The 16,959-nt window shown below is 61.4% G+C and carries 17 protein-coding genes; 3 read left to right on the top strand and 14 right to left on the bottom strand.

The features are described from left to right. Positions 1-33 precede the first annotated feature (33 nt). Genes KTQ42_RS09065 through KTQ42_RS09075 form a run of 3 tightly spaced genes read right to left on the bottom strand, consistent with a single transcriptional unit; the run spans position 34 to position 3,577 of the window. The gene (locus KTQ42_RS09065) at positions 34-2,301 is read right to left on the bottom strand and encodes a bifunctional (p)ppGpp synthetase/guanosine-3',5'-bis(diphosphate) 3'-pyrophosphohydrolase (RefSeq protein WP_217345214.1); all 2,268 of its coding nucleotides are present in this window, start codon (positions 2,299-2,301) and stop codon (positions 34-36) included. A 14-nt stretch (positions 2,302-2,315) separates the two neighbouring features. Continuing rightward, positions 2,316-2,663 carry a RidA family protein gene (locus tag KTQ42_RS09070; protein ID WP_217345215.1) on the bottom strand — a complete coding sequence of 116 codons (348 nt, stop codon included), beginning with the start codon at positions 2,661-2,663 and terminating at the stop codon, positions 2,316-2,318. A gap of 23 nt (positions 2,664-2,686) precedes the next feature. Further along, complete coding sequence (locus tag KTQ42_RS09075) at positions 2,687-3,577, bottom strand: alpha/beta hydrolase (protein WP_249222696.1); 891 nt, start codon at positions 3,575-3,577, stop codon at positions 2,687-2,689. A gap of 110 nt (positions 3,578-3,687) precedes the next feature. On the opposite strand from KTQ42_RS09075, the gene KTQ42_RS09080 reads away from it, so the two are divergent. Beyond that, complete coding sequence (locus tag KTQ42_RS09080) at positions 3,688-4,482, top strand: 3-hydroxybutyrate dehydrogenase (RefSeq protein WP_217345216.1); 795 nt, start codon at positions 3,688-3,690, stop codon at positions 4,480-4,482. A 67-nt stretch (positions 4,483-4,549) separates the two neighbouring features. Here KTQ42_RS09080 and KTQ42_RS09085 read toward each other — a convergent pair whose 3' ends face one another. Then, positions 4,550-5,203, bottom strand: coding sequence for a CoA transferase subunit B (locus tag KTQ42_RS09085; protein WP_217345217.1), 654 nt, complete (start codon positions 5,201-5,203; stop codon positions 4,550-4,552). A gap of 14 nt (positions 5,204-5,217) precedes the next feature. Continuing rightward, positions 5,218-5,916 carry a CoA transferase subunit A gene (locus tag KTQ42_RS09090; protein ID WP_217345218.1) on the bottom strand — a complete coding sequence of 233 codons (699 nt, stop codon included), beginning with the start codon at positions 5,914-5,916 and terminating at the stop codon, positions 5,218-5,220. 142 nt (positions 5,917-6,058) lie between these two features. Here KTQ42_RS09090 and KTQ42_RS09095 point away from each other — a divergent pair, with 142 nt between their 5' ends. Beyond that, positions 6,059-6,664 (top strand): LuxR C-terminal-related transcriptional regulator, encoded by a 606-nt coding sequence (locus tag KTQ42_RS09095; RefSeq protein ID WP_217345219.1) that lies wholly within the window; start codon positions 6,059-6,061, stop codon positions 6,662-6,664. Positions 6,665-6,679: 15 nt separating this feature from the next. Here the strand turns inward: KTQ42_RS09095 and KTQ42_RS09100 are convergent, their stop codons facing one another. Together KTQ42_RS09100 and KTQ42_RS09105 are read right to left on the bottom strand one after the other, a co-directional pair. Beyond that, on the bottom strand, positions 6,680-7,102 hold the full coding sequence (locus tag KTQ42_RS09100; protein WP_217345220.1) for a thioesterase family protein: 423 nt from the start codon (positions 7,100-7,102) through the stop codon (positions 6,680-6,682). A gap of 2 nt (positions 7,103-7,104) precedes the next feature. After that, a complete protein-coding gene (locus KTQ42_RS09105; protein WP_194714175.1) occupies positions 7,105-7,881 on the bottom strand; it encodes an SDR family oxidoreductase in 777 nt (258 codons plus the stop codon). Between the two features lie 158 nt (positions 7,882-8,039). On the opposite strand from KTQ42_RS09105, the gene KTQ42_RS09110 reads away from it, so the two are divergent. Next, a complete protein-coding gene (locus tag KTQ42_RS09110; RefSeq protein ID WP_217345221.1) occupies positions 8,040-9,716 on the top strand; it encodes an electron transfer flavoprotein-ubiquinone oxidoreductase in 1,677 nt (558 codons plus the stop codon). A 78-nt stretch (positions 9,717-9,794) separates the two neighbouring features. Here the strand turns inward: KTQ42_RS09110 and KTQ42_RS09115 are convergent, their stop codons facing one another. From KTQ42_RS09115 to KTQ42_RS09145, 7 genes are all read right to left on the bottom strand, one after another. Further along, positions 9,795-10,352 (bottom strand): NUDIX hydrolase, encoded by a 558-nt coding sequence (locus tag KTQ42_RS09115; RefSeq protein WP_217345222.1) that lies wholly within the window; start codon positions 10,350-10,352, stop codon positions 9,795-9,797. Positions 10,353-10,376: 24 nt separating this feature from the next. Next, positions 10,377-10,682, bottom strand: a complete 306-nt coding sequence (locus tag KTQ42_RS09120; protein WP_217345223.1) for a DUF2818 family protein — start codon at positions 10,680-10,682, stop codon at positions 10,377-10,379. A 20-nt stretch (positions 10,683-10,702) separates the two neighbouring features. After that, the gene (nuoN, locus tag KTQ42_RS09125; RefSeq protein ID WP_217345224.1) at positions 10,703-12,190 is read right to left on the bottom strand and encodes an NADH-quinone oxidoreductase subunit NuoN; all 1,488 of its coding nucleotides are present in this window, start codon (positions 12,188-12,190) and stop codon (positions 10,703-10,705) included. A gap of 131 nt (positions 12,191-12,321) precedes the next feature. Beyond that, positions 12,322-13,812 (bottom strand): NADH-quinone oxidoreductase subunit M, encoded by a 1,491-nt coding sequence (locus KTQ42_RS09130; protein WP_217345225.1) that lies wholly within the window; start codon positions 13,810-13,812, stop codon positions 12,322-12,324. Between the two features lie 24 nt (positions 13,813-13,836). Further along, positions 13,837-15,930: an NADH-quinone oxidoreductase subunit L gene (gene nuoL / locus KTQ42_RS09135; RefSeq protein ID WP_217345226.1), complete on the bottom strand. Its 2,094-nt coding sequence runs from the start codon at positions 15,928-15,930 to the stop codon at positions 13,837-13,839. Between the two features lie 25 nt (positions 15,931-15,955). Then, on the bottom strand, positions 15,956-16,264 hold the full coding sequence (nuoK, locus tag KTQ42_RS09140) for an NADH-quinone oxidoreductase subunit NuoK (protein WP_217345227.1): 309 nt from the start codon (positions 16,262-16,264) through the stop codon (positions 15,956-15,958). 10 nt (positions 16,265-16,274) lie between these two features. Beyond that, positions 16,275-16,928 (bottom strand): NADH-quinone oxidoreductase subunit J, encoded by a 654-nt coding sequence (locus tag KTQ42_RS09145; RefSeq protein ID WP_217345228.1) that lies wholly within the window; start codon positions 16,926-16,928, stop codon positions 16,275-16,277. Positions 16,929-16,959 lie beyond the last annotated feature (31 nt).

Genomic DNA, 16,959 nt, shown 5'->3' on the forward strand with positions numbered 1-16,959 from the left:
AACCGGATTTGCCAAGGGTCATTTCAAACTTCTTCAATTCCGCCTGGCTTCCTGCACACCGTTGACGTCGCGGATGATCTGCAATGCCCTTTGCAGCTGGGAGGTGGAGGTGATCTCGGCGGTGAATGCCATGCGCGCCTGGCCCTTGTTGCTCTGGGTGCTGACGCCAATCACATTGATTTTTTCGCGCAGCAGGATTTCCGAGATGTCGCGCAACAGGCCCTGGCGGTCGCTGGCCAGAATGAACAGGTCGACCGGATAAACCGTCTCCGCAGCCGGCAGCCCCCATTCCGTGGCGATCACCCTCTCCGGCGCTGCCGCCTCCATCGCCGCGAAATTCTTGCAGGCGGCACGGTGAATGGAGACGCCCTTGCCGCGCGTGACGAAGCCGATGATCTCGTCCGGCGGCGCCGGCTTGCAGCAGCGTGCCAGCTGGGTCAGCAAGCCTTCCGTGCCCACCACCAGCACGCCGGATTTGGCGCCCTGGGTCACGCTGGACGCCCTGCTCTTTCGCGGCACCACGGCGTCATCGGGATTGACCGGCTTCCCGGCCTTGCCGTCCTCCGCATGCAGCGCCTGCTCCACCTGGCGCAGGCTGAAGGTTTCCTTGCCGATGGCGAGGAAGAAGTCGTCCAGCTTGGCAAAGCCCAGCTTGTGCGCAAGGTCTTCCAGATTGACCGAGGTCTTGCCCTCGCGCTGCAGGGTCTTTTCCACCTGGGAGCGGCCGCTGTTGAGGGTTTCCTGCTGGTCGATGGCATTGAACCAGGCGCGTATCTTGGCCCGGGTGCGCGAGCTCACCGCATAATCGGCGCTCAGCCAGTCCCGCGACGGACCGGCCGCACCCGAAGCGGCGACCTCGCCCTTGGCGGTGATGATTTCCACGGTCTGTCCATTCTTCAGCGCAGTGTTCAGGGGCACCATCGCGCCATCGACCTTGGCGCCGCGGCAGCGATGGCCGACATCGCTGTGCAGGTGATAGGCGAAGTCGATCGGCGTGGCGCCGCTGGGCAGCTCGATCACGCGCGCCTGGGGCGTGAGCACATAGATGCGGTCATCCAGCGCGGCTGCCTTGAGCTTTTCCACCCAGTCGCGCCGCACTTCCTCCTGGCCGACGACGGCGTCCACCACCTCCGACTTCCATGCCAGCAGCTGGCGCAGCCAGGCAATCTTGGCGTCGTATCTTTCCCCTGCCGAACCCGGGCTTTCCTTGTAGCGCCAGTGCGCGGCAACGCCGTATTCGGCAAAGTGATGCATCTCGCTGGTACGCACCTGCACTTCCAGCGGCCTGCCATCCTCGGCCAGCACCACGGTATGCAGCGAACGATAACCATTGGCCTTGGGCCGGGAGATATAGTCGTCGAACTCCTTGGGAATCGGCGCCCAGATGTTATGCACGATCCCCAGCACCGCATAGCAAGTCTTGATGTCGTCAACGATTACACGGAATGCGCGCACGTCGTAGAGCTCGGAAAACTCGAGCGACTTGCCGCGCATCTTGTTCCAGATGCTGTAGATGTGCTTGGGCCGGCCCGTGACCTCGGCCTTGATGCCGGCCGCAGCCAGTTCCGACTTCAGCCGTGCGATCGCCGAGTTGACGAACTGCTCGCGTCCCAGGCGCTTCTCTTCGAGCATGCTGGCGATGCGCTTGTAGGTCTGCGGCTCCAGGAAACGGAACGACAGGTCTTCCAGTTCCCATTTCAGTTGCCATACGCCGAGCCGGTTTGCCAGCGGCGCATACAGGTCGAACGTCTCGCGTGCGTACTGGCAGGTGCGTTCGTTCTGCAGCTTGTTGTCGGCGAAATAGCGCAGCGTGGTCAGGCGCGAGGCCAGGCGCACCAGCACCACCCGCATGTCGGAGGCCATGGCCAGAAGCATCTTGCGCAGGGTCTCGACCTGGGCCGTTGCCTGCTGGCTGCTGGCCTTGTCGCTGCGGTCGAAAACCGCCTTGTGCTGCCCGAAGGTCATTTCATGCAGCCGCATCAACTGCCGTATGTGATCGACCAGGCCGGCGATCTCCACGCCAAAGCGTTCCTCGATCTGTTCCGCGGCCTTCGCATCGATGATGGGAAGCTCGAACAGCAGGCCGGCGATTCTGGTCTCGGCATCGGTCTTCAGCGAGGCCAGCGTCACGGCGACGCTTTCCGAAAACACGAAGGCGTCCTGCCCTGTCGCCACCGGGTTTCCGGAATACAGCGGACGAACGAATTCCAGCGCATTCAGTACGCGCTTTGCATCGGCCTCGGACAGGCCGGCAACCAGTTGCACCGACGCCTCGTCGCTCGCAGTCGAAATCGATACCATGAACCCGGATACTCCTATGCGGCCGCTGTGACCACGACTTCGATCAGCAGTTCGGGCCGCGCCAGCAAGGCCTGCACCGTGGCGCGCGGCGGCGTATGGCCAGCCGGCACCCATGCATCCCAGATGACGTTCATCGCCACGATGTCCTTGATGTCGGCCAGATAGATCTGGCACATCAGGATGCGGCTCTTGTCGCTTCCGGCTTCGGCCAGCAGCCGGTCAACATGCCCGAGCACTTCGCGCGTCTGGCCTTCGATATTCTGGGTGGCATCCTCGGCGATCTGGCCGGCGAGATAGACCACGCCGTTATGGATGGCTGCCTCGGACAGCCGCGGCCCCACATGCATTCTCTTGATATCCATCGTTTATTCCAATTTGTCGCAACTCAATCGAGCAGGAATTTCTGCACGACCGCGATCTGGTCGCCATGCATCAGGCTGGGCGCATGGCCGACGCCAGCAAACTCGACCAAACGTGCTTTCGGCCCGCGGTTCGCCATTTCCCGCGCCGTTTCTGCCGTCAGCAGATCCGACTCAGCGCCGCGCAGCAGCAAGGTGGGACAGCGTATCGCATCATAGGCCGCCCACAGCATGGCTTCCGCCTGGGCGGTGGCTTCCACCGTGCTGCTCCTGAATGGCAGCGCAAGTTGCGGATCATAATGCCTGATCCATTTTCCCTCCGCGTCCTGGCGCAGCACGTCGGCCGCCAGCTTCCTCCATTCATGGTCGGCATGAGGACCGAAAGTTGCAGTGATGTTGCGTATGTATTGCTCGCCTTCCTCAAATGTATCGAACTGCATTTGCTCGCCGATGTAGGCGCCGATGCGCTCCAGCGCCGCATGGTTCAAGGTGGGGCCAATATCGTTCAACACCAAGCGGCGTATCGGATTGCCCTCCAGCCCGGCCAGGCCCATGCCGATCAGCCCGCCCATGGAGGTGCCGACCCAGTCGACGCTGTCCGCATCGAGCCGCGCCAGCAGCGTCACCATGTCGGAGACATATTGCGGCAGCAGGTAATAGGTGGGATTGCGCAGCCAGCCGGAACGGCCGCGGCCAACCACATCGGGACATACGACGCGGTAGACATCGCTCAGTTCGCGCGCGAGCGCATCGAAGTCGTCGGAGACACGGGTTACGCCATGCACGCAGACCAGCACATTGCGATTGCGCGGGTCGCCCCATTCCTTGTACGCCATGCGGTGCAGACCGCCTGGCGAAATGCATTGCACATACTTGATCGGGGGATAGCCTGGACCGGGAGCGGGAGGGATAGTCATGGGGATTTACCGTAGAAGTACTGGCATGCGAAACCTGTATTTTACTAAGCGTTCCGCTTAGAATCCGATAACTTCTTTACATTTCATCAATCCTGGCGATAGGGGACTCCATGCAAGGCACCACTCTGAAAGGCAAGACCGCCCTGGTAACCGGTTCCACGTCCGGTATCGGCCTGGGCATTGCGCGCGCGCTGGGGGCGCAAGGCGCAAACATCATGTTCAATGGCTTTGGCGACGCCACGGCCATCACCAAGCTGCAGGCGGACGTGGCCAAGGAATTCGGCATCAAGACCTCCTATCACAATGCGGACATGTCGCAGCCCACCGAAATCGAACTGATGATGCGCAGCGCCGTGGAGCAGTTTGGCGGCGTCGATATCGTCGTCAACAACGCAGGCATTCAGCATGTCGCCAACATCGAGGATTTCCCCGTGGACAAGTGGGACGCGGTGATTGCAATCAACCTGACTTCCGCCTTCCACACCACCCGCCTGGCCTTGTCGCGCATGAAGGAACAGAACTGGGGCCGCATCATCAACGTGGCCTCGGCGCACGGCCTGGTGGCATCGGCGCAGAAGTCCGCCTATGTCGCGGCCAAGCATGGGCTGGTCGGCCTGACCAAGGCCACCGCGCTCGAAACCGCGCAGACCGGCATTACCTGCAATGCGATCTGCCCCGGCTGGGTGCTGACGCCCCTGGTGCAGAAGCAGGTGGATGCCCGTGCAGCCGAGCATGGCGTTTCCAATGAGGAAGCCAAGCGCATGCTGCTGGCGGAAAAGCAGCCGTCGGGCGAATTCGTTACACCGGAACAGCTGGGCGCACTGGCGGTATTCATGTGCAGCGAAGCGGCCAGCCAGGTGCGCGGCGTGGCGTGGAATATGGATGGCGGCTGGGTGGCACAATAAATCGCTTCAGGACTGAAATAAAAAACGGCGCCTTATCCAAGGCGCCGTTCTTATTGATGCCTGCCGATCAGGCAACGGCCGAGGTATCGAGCGGCGCGCCGGTCTTGGCAACGATCTCGTCGACAGTGACGCCAGGCGCCAGCTCCACCAGCTTCAGACCCTGCTCGGAGACATCGATCACGCCGAGGTCGGTGATGATGCGGTCCACCACGCTGACGCCGGTCAGCGGCAGGTCGCACTTCTTCAGGATCTTGTGTGACGTGCTGGCGTCCTTGGCCTTGGCTACATGCTCCATCAGCACCACCACCCGCCTGACGCCTGCAACCAGGTCCATCGCGCCGCCCATGCCCTTGACCATCTTGCCGGGGATCATCCAGTTCGCCAGGTCGCCATGCTCGGAGACCTGCATCGCACCCAGAATGGCGATGTTGACCTTGCCGCCGCGGATCATCGCGAACGAATCGGCGGAGGGGAAATACGAAGCGCCCGGCAATGCCGTCACGGTTTGCTTGCCGGCATTGATCAGATCGGGATCGATCGTCTCCTCAGTCGGGAAAGGGCCAATGCCCAGCAGGCCGTTTTCCGATTGCAGCCAGACTTCCATGTTTTGCGGCACATAGTTGGCCACCATGGTGGGCAAGCCAATGCCGAGGTTGACGTAAAAACCGTCCTGCAATTCCTGGGCCGCGCGCGCGGCCATTTCTTCACGAGTCCATGCCATGATCTGTCTCCCGATTATTTAGCACGCACCGTGCGTTGCTCGATTCGTTTTTCCGGGCTCGCATTGACGACGATGCGATGCACGAAAATGCTGGGCGTATGCACATGGTCTGGGTCGATCTCGCCAACCTCGACCAGCTTCTCGACTTCCACCACCGTGATCTTGCCGGCCATCGCGACGTTGGGATTGAAGTTGCGCGCAGTCTTGTTGTACACCAGGTTGCCGGCCTTGTCGGCCATGTAGGCTTTCACCAGGGACACATCCGCCACCAGGGAGCGCTCCAGCACGTATTGCTCGCCATCGAACTCGCGCACGTCCTTGCCTTCAGCCACGATGGTGCCGACGCCGGTTTTGGTAAAGAAGGCCGGGATGCCGGAGCCGCCGGCGCGCAGTTTCTCGGCCAGGGTTCCTTGCGGCGTGAATTCCAGTTCCAGTTCGCCTGCCAGGTACTGGCGCTCGAACTCCTTGTTTTCACCAACATAGGACGCGATCATCTTCTTGATCTGGCGCGTCGCGAGCAGCTGGCCAAGACCGAAGTTGTCCACGCCGGCATTGTTGGAGATGGCGGTCAGGTCCTTGACGCCCGAGTCGCGCAGCGCTGCGATCAGTGCCTCGGGTATGCCGCACAGGCCAAAGCCGCCCACGGCGATGGTCTGCCCGTCCTTGACGATGTCGGCAAGCGCGGATGCCGCATCGGGATAAACTTTCTTCATAGCGTCCCTTTGTGTAAAGTAGACCGGATTCCAATAAGAAATGCGGTCATTTATGATGCAACCCGAAGAATAGATTGCCGTATACCGCAGCACAATACCGTAGAAGTACGAACTTCATCGCGGATAAAGAGCGTATCACCCCATGAGACAAGGCGTTGCCATCGACTTCGAGACCATATTCATGCATGCCCCGGTGGGCATGTGTGTTTCCCATAACCGCGTGATCCAGGCCAGCAACCGCGCGCTGGACCGGATGTTTGGCTATGCCCAGGGCGAGCTGAATGGCAAGTCGTTCTCGGTGCTCTACCCTTCGCCGGATGAATTCGAGCGCACCGGCGCGCGCATCGTGCCCATCATGAATGCCTGCGGCCGTTACTCCGATGAACGCATCATGAAGCGCGCGAACCAGGAGCTGTTCTGGTGCCATGTATCGGGCAGCGCGCTGGTGCCGCAGGATGCCCATGCGGCAGGCATTTGGACCTTCGACGACCTGAGCGCCAAGCGGCCCGTCACCGCCGAGCTGACGCCGCGCGAGCGGGAGATCGCGGCCCTGCTGGTGGAAGGCAAGACCAGCAAGCTGATCGCGCGCCAGGTCGGCCTGAGCCCGCGCACGGTCGAGATGCATCGTGCCCGGCTGATGCGCAAGTTCGCCGCCGCCACTTCCAGCGAACTGGTCAATCGCCTGCTGGGCGTGGCGCGCCAGGCGCCGCCAGGCAACCCGGCGGCGGCCGAGGCAACCGTATTGTGAACGCCTGATTACTGGCTATTCGGCCTGCAGCGGGCGTGACAGGATAGCCCGCAGTTTCGGGGAAATCGGCGTCGACTTGCCTGCCCTGAAGTCCACCCAGACCACCTTGGCCGCACCTTCGGCTGCCAGCACGTCCGGCTGATCGACCCGCCGGATCTCGTGGAAGGTGTCGAAGCTGGTGCGGCCGAAGGCGCCGACGAAGGTCCGTATCTCGATCTCGCCCGGATATTCAAGCTGCTTGAGAAAGGTGCAGCTGGCATTGATCAGCACCGGCCCCTCGCCTTCCGGGTTGGGAGAACAGGCAATGCTGGTAAACCAGTCGATGCGAGCCGTCTCGATATAGGTGAAGTACTTGGCGTTGTTGACATGGCCCATCATGTCCATGTCGCCCCAGCGTATCGGCATGCGGGCCACATGCACGAGCGTGCGCTCTGCCATGCTCAGGACGCGCTCATGCCGTCGTCGGCGGTCATGATCGCGCCGTTGATGAAGTGGGCTTCATCGGATGCCAGCAGCAGCAGCAGGCCGTCGAGGTCCTGCGGCTCGCCGACGCGCTTTCTCGGCAGCATGTTGACCAGCGCCTTGCCCTGCTCCGACTGGAAATGCTCGGCATTGATCTCGGTGCTGATATAGCCGGGGCAGATGGCGTTGACGTTGATGTTGTAGCGGCCCCATTCCACCGCCATCGACTTGGTCATGTGCACCACGGCCGCCTTGCTGACGCAGTAGATGCCGATCTGCGGCAGCACCCGCAGGCCGGCCACGGAGGCGATGTTGATGATGCGGTGCTGCTTTTTCGGGTCGCCCTTGGCGCGCGCGATCATGCGCTTGGCCGCTTCCTGCGCGACGAAAAAGGCGCCGCGCTGATTGGTATCCATCACATAGGCATAGTCGTCAGGCGTGACGTCGATCAGGCGCTGCGTGGTGGAAACGCCGGAGTTGTTGACCAGGATATCGATCGGGCCGGCTTCGGTCTCTGCATGCGCAATCGCGGCCTTGATGCTGGCATAGTCCGTCACGTCCAGGCTCACGACATGGGCAGCACCGCCATCGGCCTCGATCTCGGCCCGCAGTTCCTTCAGGCGCTCGATGCGGCGCGACGCCAGGACCACCTGCGCTCCCCCCTGGGCAAGTACTTTCGCAAAGCGTGCACCCAGGCCGCTCGACGCGCCGGTGACCATTGCAACCTTGCCTTCGAAATTGAGTTCTATCCCCACAATTTTCTCCTTGAATTGTTTTACCTTGACGCTGGCGCTGGCCAAGCCGCTAAGATTACATGAATGGCGGGCGTTTAGAGGCGCGCGTCTAGTATTCTGACGCAAAATCCCGGACAATTAGCACGCACGTTCGAAAATAAAGTAAAGGTAACGAGACCATGACGGAGAACCAGAGCATTCTTGAACAATACGGTCCGCGCGAAGCGATGGACTATGACGTCGTGATCGTCGGCGGCGGACCCGGCGGCCTGTCGGCAGCTATTCGCCTGAAGCAATTGGCAGAGAAAAACGGCCGCGAGGTCTCGGTCTGCGTGCTGGAGAAAGGCGGCGAGGTCGGTGCGCACATCCTGTCGGGCGCGGTGATGGACCCGATCGCCATGAACGAGCTGTTCCCCAACTGGCGCGAACTGGGCGCGCCCCTGAACACTCCGGTCAGCGAAGACCGCTTCATGTTCCTGACCGAAAAGAAGGCCCGCACCACCCCGGAATGGATGCTGCCGGCCTGCTTCAAGAACCATGGCAATTACGTCGTGTCGCTGGCCAATGTGACGCGCTGGCTGGGCCAGCAGGCTGAAGCCCTGGGCGTGGAAGTCTTCCCGGGCTTTCCGGCCGCGGAGATCCTGTACAACGACGATGGCTCGGTCAAGGGCGTTGCCACCGGCAACATGGGCGTGGACCGTGAAGGCAAGCCCACCGATGCCTTCCAGCTCGGCATGGAGCTGCATGCGAAGTACACCCTGTTTGCCGAAGGCTCGCGCGGCCATCTGGGCAAGCAGCTGATGCAGCGCTTCGACCTCAATGCCGGCCGCGATCCGCAGACCTATGGCATCGGCATCAAGGAACTGTGGGAAATCGATCCGAAGATGCACAAGCCTGGCCTGGTGATTCACACGGCAGGCTGGCCGCTGGATGCGACCACCTACGGCGGCTCCTTCCTCTACCACCTGGAAAACAACCAGGTTGCGGTCGGCTATGTGGTGGGCCTGTCCTACTCCAATCCCTACCTGTCGCCGTACGAGGAATTCCAGCGCTACAAGACGCATCCGGAAATCCGCAAGTTCTTCGAAGGCGGCAAGCGCATTTCCTACGGCGCGCGCGCCATTACCGCCGGCGGGCTGCAGTCCTTGCCCAAGCTGACCTTCCCGGGCGGCGTGCTGCTGGGATGCGATGCCGGCTTCCTCAATGCCAGCCGCATCAAGGGCAGCCATGCCGCGATGAAGACTGGCATGATGGCCGCCGAAGCCGCATTCGAAGCGCTGGGCGCCGATCGCCAGCACGATGAACTGACCGCCTATCCGGAAGCCTTCCGCAACAGCTGGCTGTATGACGAGCTGCACAAGGCGCGGAACTTCAAGCCCTTCATGGGACAAGGCCTGTACACCGGCACGCTGATGGTCGGCATCGACCAGGTGCTGTTCCGCGGCAAGGCGCCATGGACGCTGCGCCACAAGAAGCCGGACCACGAGTACCTGCGGCCGGCAGCCGAGTTCAAGCCCATCGTCTATCCGAAACCGGACGGCAAGCTGACCTTCGACCGGTTGTCCTCGGTGTTCATCTCCAACACCAACCATGCCGAAGACCAGCCGGTGCACCTGACACTGAAGGACCCGAGCGTGCCGGTCGACATCAACCTGCATATCTATGCCGGCCCGGAGCAGCGCTACTGCCCGGCGGGTGTGTACGAGTACGTGACCAGCGACGAGGGCAAGGAAAGGCTGCAGATCAATGCGCAGAACTGCGTGCACTGCAAGACCTGCGATATCAAGGACCCGACCCAGAACATCGTCTGGGTGACGCCGGAAGGCGGCGGCGGACCAAACTATCCGAACATGTAAGAACGAAAAAGCCGCGACAAGCGGCTTTTTTTATCACCAGGGATTTCGGCCTGTGGCGGCCGCGCAGCGCTGAAACCGCTACTTCATTGGCCAGGCGCCCGAAAGGATTTTCTCCAGCCAGAAGGAACCGATTACCGTCTTCACATCGGTGACCTTCCCTTCCCTGACCCATTGCAGCAGCTGATCGACGGACACGGTCATGGTTTCCAGGAACTCGCCGTCATCCAGCGCACTCTCGCCCGCAACCAGCCCACGCGCAAGGAAGATTTCGAGATGCTCGTCGGAATAGGCGATGGCATTGTGTATCGTGCACACGAACTGCCAGTCGCTCGCGGTGTAGCCGGTTTCTTCCTTCAGCTCGCGCTTGGCGCATTCCAGATGATCCTCGCCCGGATCGATTTTCCCGGCCGGGAATTCGTAGAAAACCTGGTCCAGCGGATAACGGTACTGGCGCTCGATCAGGATGCTGCCATCGTCCAGCACCGGCAGGATCACCACCGCGCCCGGATGCCGGATGTATTCACGCTCGGAGTGGGCGCCGTTGGGCAGCATGACCTTGTCTTTCTGGACTTTCAGAAAATCGCCGTCATATACGGTCGAGCTGTCGACCCGGGTTTCTTTCAGGTGCTTGTCCATGATGGTCCTTTCGCGAAGCGGCGGTCAGCCCTGGCGGCGTCGCAGGTAACGATACACGAAGCCGGGATAGGCCAGCACAATGAACAGACAGCCGGTGACTGCAAAGAATTCCCAGCGCTGCGGAAAACGGTTGCCCATGCGCGACTCAAGCAGGAAAGCCAGCAGGCCAACCGCCGCATACAGGCAGAACATCTCCAGCAGGCGCAGCCAGAACGGCTTGACTGCGCTGCGCCAGGGAATCAGGCCGAACACGCGCTCGCTGAGGAAAGGCAGGTTGGCCGCCAGCGCGGCCAGGAGGATCACCAGCCAGCTGGAGAGGGAAACGTCCATCTAGCGGGAGAAAGCCGGCATCAGGAAGCGAGCGTACGCAGGATGGCAGCGCCGCAGGCGGCCATCAGCGGACCGGGCAGCAGGCCCAGCACCACCACGGCCACGCCGTTCAGGCTCAGCGCGATACGCATGTCGCCGTTGGCAACGATGCGGGTATTGTCGGTCGCGTCATCGAAATACATCAGCTTGATGATGCGCAGGTAGTAATACGCGCCAACCAGCGAGAACAGCACGGCCACGATGGCCAGCCAGAGCATGCCTGCGCCCAGCACCGACTGCAGCACGGCCAGCTTGGCATAGAAGCCCATCATCGGCGGCACGCCTGCCAGCGACAGCAGCAGCACCATCATCACCGCGGCGAACCATGGGCTGCGCTGGTTCAGGCCCTTGAAGTCTTCCAGGTTGTCTGCTTCGAAACCGGCCCGCGACAGCAGCATGATCACGCCGAAGGTGCCCAGCGTGGTGAGCACATAGGTGATCGCGTAGAACATCGACGAGCTGTAGGCATTGGCAGCGGCATTGGCATCGCTGCCGGCATACACGCCGGACAGCAGGCCCAGCAGCATGAAGCCCATCTGCGAGATCGTCGAATAGGCAAGCATGCGCTTGAGATTGGTTTGCGCGATCGCGGTGATGTTGCCGATCGCCATGGAGACCACGGCCATCACGGTCAGCATCTGCTGCCAGTCCACCGCCAACGTCCACAGGCCTTCCACCAGCAAACGCATGCAAATGGCGAAAGCCGCCAGCTTGGGCGCGCCGCCCAGCAGCAGCGTCACCGACGTTGGCGCACCTTGGTAGACGTCAGGCACCCACATGTGGAACGGCGCAGCGCCCAGCTTGAATGCCAGGCCGGCGACGACGAACACGACGCCGAACACCAGCACCATGCGGTTGACGGTGCCGGATGCGGTGATGCGCGCCACTTCCGCCAGGTCGAGCGAGCCGGTCGCGCCATACAGCATCGAGATGCCGTACAACAGGAAGCCGGAGGCCAGCGCCCCCAGCACGAAATACTTCATCGCCGCTTCGGTGGATGCCGTATGGTCGCGGCGCAGCGCCACCAGCGCGTACAGCGACAGCGACATCAGCTCGAGGCCGAGATAGATGATAAGGAAATTGTTTGCCGACAGCATCACCATCTGGCCAACCAGCGAGAACAGGGCCAGCACGTAGAATTCGCCGCCGGTATTGACCGTCACCATGTTGCGGTCGGTGGTGTACTGGCGCGAATAGATCAGCGTCAGGCCCACTGCCAGGTAGGAAAACAGCTTCAGCAGGTTGGACATCGGGTCCGACACGAACATGTTGCCGAAGGTGTACTGCGTAGCGCCGTGATTGAAGTCCACCAGCGTCAGCGCCGCACACACGGCGAGCGCGCCGAGCGACAGCAGGTAGGTGAGATTGCGCCTGGCATCGCTCAGGAACATGTCGATCAGCAGGATGACGGACGTCGCGACCACCAGAAAAATTTCGGGGTACAACGGTGCGAGATTCAGGTTGTTCATGGTTTCCGCTTTGATTGCGCCGGTTCTATTGCTGGTGGCATGCAGCGTGCCGCATGCCACCGATAACTTGCCCCTGCCGCCGTGCGACAGGGTAAAAAAGATTTTGCCTTGATGGCCTCATGCGCCGGGCCTCAAGGCACCTTGCTCACGGCCACATGCTTGAGCAGGTCCGTCACCGAGGTCTGCAGCGTGTCGCCGATCGGCGCCGGATAGACGCCCATGACGATCACTGCGATGGCCAGCACGCCCAGCATCATGAATTCCCGGCCGCTCAGGTCCTGCAATTCGGCGACATGCTTGTTGCCGATATTGCCAAACACCACCCGCTTGACCAGCCACAGCGAATAGGCCGCGCCCAGGATCAGGGCGGTACCGGCCAGCACGCCAATCCAGAAATTGAACTGGACCGAGGCCAGGATCACCATGAACTCGCCAATGAAGCCCGAGGTTGCCGGCAGGCCGGCATTGGCCAGCGAGAACAGCACGAAGAAGGCGGCAAAGCGCGGCATGGTGTTGACGACGCCGCCGTATTCGGCGATCTGCCTGGTGTGCATGCGGTCGTACAGCACGCCGATGCAGAGGAACATTGCGCCGGACACGAAGCCATGCGAAATCATCTGCATGATCGCGCCCTGCGCGCCCATGTCGTTGAAGAGGAAGCAGCCCAGCGTGACGAAGCCCATGTGGGCAATCGACGAATACGCCACCAGCTTCTTCATGTCGGCCTGCACCATCGCAACCAGGCCGATGTAGATGACCGCGATCAGCGACAGCGACATCACCAGCGGCGCCAGGTAGTGGCTGGCGTCCGGGGTGACCGGCAGCGAGAAGCGCAGGAAGCCGTAGCCGCCGAGCTTCAGCATGATGGCAGCCAGCACCACCGAACCGCCGGTCGGCGCCTCGACGTGGGCATCCGGCAGCCAGGTATGCACCGGCCACATCGGGACCTTTACCGCAAAGGCCATCATGAAGGCCAGGAAGATTGGGATCTGTACGGCCAGCGGCAGCGGCAGCGCATGCCAGGCCAGGATATCGAAGCTATTGCCGGCCTTGAAGTACAGGTAGATGATTGCCACCAGCATCAGCAGCGAGCCGAGGAAGGTGTACAGGAAAAACTTGACCGCCGCATACATCCGGTTGCTGCCGCCCCAGACGCCGATGATGATGAACATCGGAATCAGCGTCGCTTCGAAGAACACATAGAACAGCAGGCCGTCCAGCGCGCAGAATACGCCGATCATTGCGCCGGAAAGGATCAGGAAGGCGCCCATGTATTGCGACACCTTCTTCTCGATCACCTGCCAGCCGGCGATCACGACGATGATCGTGATGAAGGCCGTCAGCGGCACGAACCACAGCGAGATGCCATCGATGCCCAGCGCATAGAAGATGTTGAAGGTCTTGATCCAGGCGGCGCGCTCGACGAACTGCATGCCGTGCGCGGCCTTGTCGAAGCCGGAGACGATCGCCAGCGTCGGCAGGAGGCTGATCACGGAGCCGACCAAGGCCAGCATGCGCGACGCGCCCGGTTTGTTGTCGTTGCCAACGGCCAGCACCAGCAGGCCAAAAAGAATCGGCAACCAGATCGCCAGACTGAGTAGAGGAAGTGTTGACTGCATCATGTTTGTTTTTCTGGAAGCGCGACGTTATTTCATGTAGTTGGCCAGCAGCAGATAGCCCAGATAGAGCGCTATGCCGAGGATCATCGTGAATGCGTAGTGGTAGATGTAACCGGTCTGGAAGGCCCGGGAAATCACCGAGAACCAGCCCACCACGCGCGCGCTGCCATTGACCAGCAGCCCGTCGATCAGGGCGCGGTCGCCGACATTCCACAGGCCGCGGCCCAGGCCGCGTGCGCCGCCGGCGAACACCACTTCATTGATGCGGTCCATGTAGTACTTGTTGTCGAGCAGCGTGTAGATGCCATGGAACTTGCTGTAGAACCAGGCCGGCACGCGCGGATTGATCATGTAGCAGTAGTAGGCAGTCACCACGCCGGCCAGCGCCAGCCAGAACGGCAGGCTGGTGAAGCCATGCACGGCCATTGCCATCGCGCCGTGGAATTCGTGGCCCAGCTCTTCCATCGCATGGTGGTTTTCACCGACGAAGATCACGCCCTTGAAGAAGTCGCCATGCAGCATCGGGCCGATGGCCAGGTAGCCGATGATGACGGACGGAATGGCCAGCAGGATCAACGGCAGCGTGACCACCAGCGGCGCTTCGACCGGCTTCTCGCCCGGCGCCAGGCCATGGTGCTCCTCGTGGCCGGCCTCTTCCTCGACCTCATGGCCGTGGATGTCGTCCGACGTGTGGTGCGCCGCGTGATGGTCGTGGTGATCGTCATGGCCATGATGGGCCTTGCCGAAACGCTCCTCGCCGTGGAACACGAGGAAGTACATGCGGAAGGAATAGAAGGCAGTAACAAACACGCCGGCCAGCACCGAGAAGTAGGCAAAGCCCGCGCCCGGAAGATGGGTCGCAGCTACCGCTTCGATGATGCTGTCCTTGGAGTAGAAGCCCGAGAAGAACGGCGTGCCGATCAGGGCCAGCGAGCCCAGCAGCGAGGTGATCCAGGTGATGGGCAGGTACTTGCGCAGGCCGCCCATGTTACGGATGTCCTGGTCGTGGTGCATGCTGATGATGACAGCGCCGGCGGCAAGGAACAGCAGCGCCTTGAAGAAGGCATGGGTCATCAGGTGGAACACGCCGACCTGGTAGGCGGAGGCGCCCAGCGCAACCGTCATGTAGCCCAGCTGGGACAGCGTGGAATACGCCACCACCCGCTTGATGTCATTCTGGATGATGCCAAGGAAACCCATGAACAGCGCAGTGATCGAGCCGATCACCAGCACGAAGGACAAGGCGGTGTCCGACAGCTCGAACAGCGGCGACATGCGGGCGACCATGAAGATGCCGGCGGTCACCATGGTGGCGGCGTGGATCAGGGCCGAGATCGGGGTCGGGCCTTCCATCGAGTCGGGCAGCCACACATGCAGCGGGAACTGGGCCGACTTGCCCATTGCGCCGATGAACAGGCAAATGCAGGCAACGGTCAGCAGCATCCAGCTCGAACCGGGCATGGTCAGTTGGGCCAGCGCCTCGCGCTTGGCGAAGACTTCGGTGTAGTTCATCGAGCCGGCGAATGCGAGCAGCAGGCCGATGCCCAGGATGAAGCCGAAGTCGCCGACGCGGTTGACCAGGAATGCCTTCATGTTGGCGTAGATCGCGGTCGGCTTGGTGTACCAGAAACCGATCAGCAGATACGACACCAGGCCCACCGCTTCCCAGCCGAAGAACAGCTGCAGGAAGTTGTTGCTCATGACGAGCATCAGCATGGAGAAGGTGAACAGCGAGATATACGAGAAGAAGCGGTTATAGCCCGGATCTTCCTGCATGTAGCCGATGGTATAGATATGCACCATCAGCGACACGAAGGTCACGACGCACATCATCATTGCGGTCAGGCTGTCGACCATGAAGCCGATTTCCAGCTTGATGCCGCCGACCGTCATCCAGTTGTACAGCGTGCCGTTGTAGGTCGCGCCATCCAGCACTGCCAGCAGCGTCTGCACCGAGATGATCAGCGCGATCAGCACGCCCAGGATGGTGACGCTGTGGGAAGCGCCCCGCCCTATCTTGTTGCCGAAGAACTTGGTGCCGAAGAGGCCGGCAATGGCCGATCCCGCGAGCGGCGCCAGAGGTACGGCCAGAAGGAGTTGTGGGTTGAGTTGCCCCGCCATGATGAACCTTATCGTTTATTTGTTATTAGCCCTTGAGCGTGTCCAGATCTTCGACGTTGATGGTGTCGAGATTGCGGAACAGCACAACAAGGATCGCCAGGCCGATTGCGGATTCCGCAGCGGCCACAGTGAGGATGAAGAAAACGAAGATCTGTCCGGCGGCATCGCCGAGATAATGCGAGAACGCGATGAAATTCATGTTCACCGCAAGCAGCATCAGTTCAATCGCCATCAGCAGGATGATGATGTTCTTGCGGTTGAGGAAAATACCGACGACGGAGATCGAAAACAGGATCGCGCCGAGGATCAGGTAATGAGCAAGAGTCAGAGTCACAGTGCGGCCCTTATTGTTTTTGCGGGGCGGACGCGGAAGCGGCGTCAGCCTCTGCAGGCGCGGCAACGCGCTCGGTTTCGGATTTCATGCTGATGATGCGCAGACGGTCGGTGCTCTTGACCTTGACCGCGTCGGCCGGATCGAAATACTTGCTGTCCTTGCGACGGCGCATGGTCAGCGCCACGGCGGCAACGATGGCAACCAGCAGGATCACAGCGGCGATCTCGAAGCCGTACACATACTGGGTATAGATCAGCTTGCCGAGCTCGCGGGTGTTGCCGATGTTGGCGGAGGCCGCCGGCACGCGCGGGTCCAGCGTCAGGAAGCCGCGGAACAGTACCGCCGCCATTTCCAGCACGATGATCACGCCTATCGTGGCCGCAAACGGGAAGTAGCTCCAGAAGCCCTGCCGCAGCTTGTCCATGTCGATATCGAGCATCATGACCACGAACAGGAACAGCACCATCACCGCGCCGACATAGACCAGCACCAGGACGATGGCGAGGAATTCCGCTTTCAGCAGCATCCAGATGGCGGCGGCCGAAAAGAAGGAAAGCACCAGGTACAGGGCGGCATGCACCGGGTTGCGATCCGTGATGACGCGGGTCGCAGCCACCACGAGGACGGCCGAGAACACGTAGAACAGCGCAGTTTTAAATTCCATAATGGACCACAATGATCGCCCTCGACCGGCC

The sequence above is a fragment of the Noviherbaspirillum sp. L7-7A genome, from assembly GCF_019052805.1.
Taxonomy (GTDB): Bacteria; Pseudomonadota; Gammaproteobacteria; order Burkholderiales; family Burkholderiaceae_D; genus Noviherbaspirillum_A.